6 protein-coding genes are annotated in these 6,000 nt (G+C 38.5%); 5 read left to right on the top strand and 1 reads right to left on the bottom strand.

Annotation, left to right across the window (positions count from 1 at the left end):
- Positions 1-294 precede the first annotated feature (294 nt).
- From F927_RS09985 to cysK, 3 genes are all read left to right on the top strand, one after another.
- Positions 295-1,914 (top strand): Na/Pi cotransporter family protein, encoded by a 1,620-nt coding sequence (locus F927_RS09985; RefSeq protein ID WP_005084081.1) that lies wholly within the window; start codon positions 295-297, stop codon positions 1,912-1,914.
- A gap of 32 nt (positions 1,915-1,946) precedes the next feature.
- Positions 1,947-2,333: a hypothetical protein gene (locus F927_RS09980; protein ID WP_005084078.1), complete on the top strand. Its 387-nt coding sequence runs from the start codon at positions 1,947-1,949 to the stop codon at positions 2,331-2,333.
- Positions 2,334-2,447: 114 nt separating this feature from the next.
- Positions 2,448-3,449 (top strand): cysteine synthase A, encoded by a 1,002-nt coding sequence (gene cysK, locus F927_RS09975; RefSeq protein WP_005084077.1) that lies wholly within the window; start codon positions 2,448-2,450, stop codon positions 3,447-3,449.
- Between the two features lie 50 nt (positions 3,450-3,499).
- On the opposite strand, the gene F927_RS09970 is transcribed toward cysK, so the two are convergent.
- On the bottom strand, positions 3,500-4,051 hold the full coding sequence (locus F927_RS09970; RefSeq protein ID WP_005084075.1) for a lytic transglycosylase domain-containing protein: 552 nt from the start codon (positions 4,049-4,051) through the stop codon (positions 3,500-3,502).
- Between the two features lie 159 nt (positions 4,052-4,210).
- Between F927_RS09970 and F927_RS09965 the strand changes: the two genes are divergently transcribed.
- A complete protein-coding gene (locus tag F927_RS09965) occupies positions 4,211-5,407 on the top strand; it encodes an MFS transporter (RefSeq protein WP_005084073.1) in 1,197 nt (398 codons plus the stop codon).
- Positions 5,408-5,477: 70 nt separating this feature from the next.
- The gene (locus F927_RS09960) at positions 5,478-5,867 is read left to right on the top strand and encodes a hypothetical protein (protein WP_005084070.1); all 390 of its coding nucleotides are present in this window, start codon (positions 5,478-5,480) and stop codon (positions 5,865-5,867) included.
- Positions 5,868-6,000: the final 133 nt, after the last annotated feature.

Here is a 6,000-nt window from a genome sequence, read left to right as displayed (position 1 = left end):
ACTCAGAAGTGAAACCTCTTCGCGCTGATGGTAGTGTGGCACTTGCCATGTGAGAGTAAGTCATCGCCAGCTTTTAAATTCAAACACCCCTAACCGTCAGGTTAGGGGTGTTTTTTATTGCAACGAGAAAAAGGAAATAACTGCTTAGCAATTTTTATAGTGGTGCTAATAAATTGTATTAAAAACACTTTATTGTCATACCTAAATCAAATATAAATATTTAAATAGAACAAACGAAGTTAATCCTAAGTCAGTCTAAGTTTTTAATCTGAAAATTATAAAAAGGACGTTTTTGTGCTCAATGTCATTGTTCAATTAGTAGGTGGAATTGGTTTATTTCTTTTGGGCATGTCTTTGATGACAGATAGCTTAAAAGCAATTGCGGGTGAAGCATTACGACAATGGCTGGTTCGATTTACCAATTCACCGACGAAAGCTGTTTTATCAGGGATTGGTCTAACAGTTGTGGTCCAGTCTTCTACAGCAACGACACTAGCTACCATTGGCTTTGTGAGTGCGGGTATCTTAAGTTTTAGTCATGCAATAGGTGTGATTATTGGTGCAAATATTGGGACCACAAGTACAGGCTGGATGGTTGCACTATTAGGCTTAAAGTTTTCAATTGCGAGTTTTGCTTTGCCGCTTGTTGGTGTTGGGGCGTTACTTAATTTATTCGGTAAAGAAAAGATTGCTTTTATTGGTCTAACTCTAGCTGGTTTCGGATTGCTGTTCTTAGGGATTCAATTTCTACAAGATGCCATGAGTGGATTGGCATTACTCATCGATTTATCACGGTGGTCAGAACCAAGCTTGATGATGAAGCTTATTTTACTGCTCATCGGTGTGTTAATGACCATCTTATTACAGTCTTCGAGTGCTGCGATTACAACGACATTAGCTGCATTGTCTACTCAAACAATAAATCTTGAACAAACATTAGTTTTGGTGATTGGGCAGAATATTGGGACGGTTGCCACAGCTGTATTGGCTGCAATTGGTGGTACAACAAGCGCAAAGAGAACTGCTGCTGTTCATGTGATTTTTAATGTTGTGACTGCTGTATTTGCTTTTATTTTATTATCGCCTGCCTTTATTTGGGCATATCAACATTTTGAAAGTGTTCAGCAATTGGGCCCTGTATTGTTGGTGGCCGCATTTCATACCACTTTTAGTTTATTAGGGGCATGTATTTTCATGCCTTTCTTGGCTAAATTTGAACAATTGATTATTCGTTTACTTCCAGAAAAAGAGCATGCCACTACACGATATTTAGATGAGTCGCTTTATAGTGTTCCAGCACTTGCAATTGCAGCCGTTGAACGTGCTTTGTTAAGGTCAATCTCGGATATGTATGGAATCTTTGTGCGTTGTATTCGTGGGCAAATGGTGGCTGAATTAGTTAAAACTGATGAATTTGACTATACGTTAGGCAAGATTGAGAACTATCTTGATAAAATGTCTGCCCCACAATCTATAGCAGATCAACATCGATTATTGATTTTGCTGAGATTAGTTGTATATGTACGGGTGCTTAAAAATGATTTAAGTAGTGTGGCTCATATAGAAAGTATTCAAAATCAGAGCAATATTGAGGAATTAGCCAATCGTTTTGCCGTGATTCTTGAGCAATTTATTCCTTATTTGCTGAATGAACCTTTTACCCGAATTCCTAACGCTTTGGTCGATGAGTTGGCTAATTTTTCCTCAGAAATGCAGGCTCATCAAGATTTAGTTCGACAAAAAATAATTGAAGAATCTTCGTCAAGAATGGTGTCAGCCGCTTATACATTAGAACAACTGGCAGCACAGCGGTGGTTAGAGCATTTGGTGATTCATTGTAGTCGTGTCGCAATTTTATTGGGGGACAATGAGCAAGTGTTGGTTAATGAGGAGTTAGAGGCTACTCAAGCATGATCGTACTTGATATATCAGTCTGAGAAGTAAAAATGAATCGAAAGTACTATTCGACTTATGTCTTTTATGCAGTGATGAGTTGCTGCATCGTGGTGGGATATGCTTATTTGCGAGGCGAATCTTTTCAGTGGTTAGGTGTTGGTATCGCGTTGATTCTTGGAATTATTTTTATATCATTTATTGTTAGGCTGCCTGTATTTAGTCAATACTATATTCCAAATAAACAACGCAAAAATGCAATTGTTCGTCGGCATTCTATCCATTACGCGAACCGAAGGGCTGCACCTGTGATGTCAGGCTTAGTATCGGCAATGTTACTAATCGGGGTTTTTTATTTATTAGGATTTGAGACATTTAAAATTGAATGCTTTGTGGGAGCTATTGTCTCAGCAATCATGAGTTTTTATTATGAACCCTAAGCTTTCATGTTCTAAAAGGATAGTTTTTCGTAAAAGCAGTTGCTTTAAGCTTTCTTCATTTGCTGACAAGCCTATAATGATTGAGAATCATTCCAAATCTAATAAGGAAATAACATGTCAACTGATCAACAATTTCCGACACCAGCCAATCTTGGTATCGCAGTGTATTCAAATAATGCCGAAGCAATTGGTAACACGCCTTTAGTACGCATTAACCGTGCTATTCAAACAGGTGCAACTGTACTGGCAAAAATTGAAAGTCGTAATCCTGCATTTTCAGTAAAGTGTCGTATTGGTGCGGCATTGATTGCTGATGCAGAGAAACGTGGCGTACTTAAAGCTGGTATGCATATTGTTGAGCCAACCAGTGGTAATACTGGGATTGCGTTAGCATTCGTTGCAGCAGCAAAAGGCTATCCAATTACTTTAACAATGCCATCAAGTATGAGTTTGGAGCGTAGAAAAGTATTAAAGGCATTGGGTGCAAATCTCGTTTTGACTGATCCTGCGAAAGGTATGAAGGGTGCGGTAGATGAGGCAGTACGTTTAGCCACTGAAAATCCTCAGCAATATTTTTTACCACAACAATTTGAAAATCCAGCTAATCCTCAAATTCATGTGGATACCACTGGCCCTGAGATTTGGCAGGCAACCAATGGTCAAGTCGATATCTTAGTCGCTGGTGTGGGGACGGGTGGAACGATTACAGGAATTTCTCGCTATTTTGAGCAAGTTCAGAACAAGCCATTATATTCAGTCGCTGTTGAGCCTGCTGAATCTCCAATTATTACCCAGACTCGGAATGGTGAGAGTATCAGCCCTGCACCACACAAAATTCAAGGGATCGGCGCCAATTTTATTCCTAAAAATTTAGATTTAGATTTGGTCGATGAGGTTGTGCCTGTAAATAGTGCCGATGCAATTGAGTGGGCAAGAAAATGTGCAACTCAGGAAGGAATTTTGGTGGGTATTTCAAGTGGTGCAGCATTAGCAGCAGCAGCAAAAATTGCTGAACGTCCTGAAAATGCTGGCAAGACCATTGTGGTGATCTTACCTGATAGTGGTGAGCGTTATTTATCTTCAGTCTTGTTCGAAGGGATGTTTGAAGAAGCTTAATATCTTTTTAAAACCAAAAACCATGCTTGATCAGCATGGTTTTTTATAGATTACAGCGCTCTTTTGAGCTCTTTTTTATGTCGTTCAACGGAGCGAGCATATTTTCTGGCTTTGTGCCGATTGCTAAAACTGCGTTGATAGCCTGTCGGACCTACATAATAATAACCCAATGCTTTGTGCCAACTGCCTGCGGATTTGTAATAGGTTGCAAGGACATGTGTACCACAATTGATATTAATATATTCATTGTATAAATCACCAGGACAATCTTGTCTCCAATGACTTGGGATGATTTGCATGAGCCCAAGTGCTCCTGTTGGTGAGCGTGCATTTGAGCGATAACTGGACTCTTGACGAATCACCGCTGCCACTAAGAGGGGCGGAACATCGTGTTGCTTAGCACTTTGGAGAATAATGGGAGAGAGTCGATCAGCTGTGGTCGGAGAAACAGAATAAGCTTGCTGGATACCTTTGGATAGTTTTGGGGCATTTAAACTACTACATGCGGTTAAACTCACAATGGATAAAAATATGATCAATTTGAATGGAATCAAAAAGTAATTTTTGAGTGTAAAAAGAGTCGTCGTGTTAAAAACAACCAAAGTAATTCATCCACGTGCCAAAAGTTGGTCCGATGTTAGAAATTATGAGGTTGAAGATCAATAGAGATTCTGTTGTATAAATAATAAAACAAGAGCATTGTTTAGCGTTTTTCAATCGCTTCAGGATAGGCGTATACTGTTTCCAGTCAAGGAGTCACGATGTCTAAGCCTGAAGCACTGTCTGCTCATATTGAGTATGGGTCTAAATCATTTACTGCAATTCTATGGTCGTTGTTCTTTGCAGGTTTTGCCTCATTTTCATCTTTGTACTGCGTACAACCGATGATGCCGATTTTTGCAAAATTCTTTCAGGTTTCACCTACACATAGTAGTTTCCCACTTTCTTTTTCCACCGTGGCTTTAGCCATAGGTTTATTGTTTACGGGTTTTATCTCTGATCGTTTTGGGCGAAAACCCATTATGGTTTTTGCTTTGTTTTTGGTTTCTCTTCTCTTGCTCATCAGTGCCTCATTTCCGATTTGGGAAGTCTTTTTGACTACTCGTATTTTTATTGGATTGGCGGTGAGTGGCGTTGCTGCGGTTGCGATGACGTATATCGGGGAAGAGATTGCCCAGCAAGATATTGGTTTTGCTATGGGATTGTATATCTCAGGCACCGCCATTGGTGGGATGGGTGGGCGTTTGATCGCAGGTGTTTTAGTTGACTTTATTTCTTGGCAATCGGCTACTTATATCATTGGATTTTTGAATCTGGTCATCGCTTGTTTATTTTATTTGTTATTACCAAAGTCTCAACATTTTCAACCTTATCCATTTCGATTTTCCCGTTTTAAAGCTGCATTTGAACAGAACCTTAAAGATCCAAAATTACGGATTTTATTTGCTCAGGGTTTTATCTTAATGGGCTGTTTAGTGACGGTATTTAACTACATTAGCTATCATTTATTAGAAGCGCCATTTCATTTATCACAAGCATGGATTGGTGTGATCTCAATTGCTTATCTAGCAGGTATTTATAGTTCACCTAAAGCGGCACAATGGGGCTTTAAATATGGACGTGATAAGGTGTTGCCTTGCTTGTTATTGAGTATGATACTGGGATTATTCATCACGCTCATTCCATCGCTATGGGCGGTTTTACTCGGTTTAACGATTTTCACTTTTTCCTTTTTCGCAGCACATTCAACAGCCAGCAGTTGGGTTTCTGTGCAAGCGGTGCAATATCGTGCGGTGGCCTCGTCCTTGTATTTATTCTGCTATTACGTTGGTTCAAGTTTGCTTGGTAGCAGTGGTGGTTTGATTTGGGAAAAATTTGGTTGGATAGGAATTAATTTGAGTGTGAGTGTGGTTTTGGTGATTGGGTTATTTTTAGCATTACGATTGAAAACTTTATAGACTATAAGTTGTATTTCCTTTAAATTTGCTTGTTTATGATCTAAATTCCTTATTAAGTTAAAAAATTAAAATGACACAATTTAAAAAGTTGTTTATTTCGCTCCTGATAGTCCTTTCATTACTGATAAGTTTTGCGATGGGTGCGTTAACCTCTGGATTAAATTATTGGTTTCAGCCTTTGGTCCACATACAAATTTCAAATCAAAGTGGGCAAACTATTAAGAAGCTTAAGTTACTTGTGAATACTGCAAGTACTCAACATGAGATTTCTTTTCCATCATTAGAAAATAATAAAGCTATCAAAGCACGATTTTTTGTTCAAGGTGAAGGTGGATATCGGCTAGAAGCAACATTGGCGAATGGTCAGATTGTTTCTAGTGGTCGAGGCTATATTGAGTCAGGTTCAACAGTAAAAGAGCTTGTAGGATCGAATGAAATCATAAGTAAGGTCTCATATTAATCTAAAGTTCAACTTTTAATATTGATTTTTTGATTAAACTTTATACAAATAATTTGTTATCTCCTTGTTCTTGAATGTTTTATAAACAAGGAAAATGAATGAAATTCATGTTAAAATGATCGGCTTTCATCTT

It is taken from the genome of Acinetobacter haemolyticus CIP 64.3 = MTCC 9819, assembly GCF_000369065.1.
In the GTDB taxonomy this organism is placed as follows: domain Bacteria; phylum Pseudomonadota; class Gammaproteobacteria; order Pseudomonadales; family Moraxellaceae; genus Acinetobacter; species Acinetobacter haemolyticus.
This window is presented reverse-complemented; position numbering and strand designations above follow the sequence as displayed.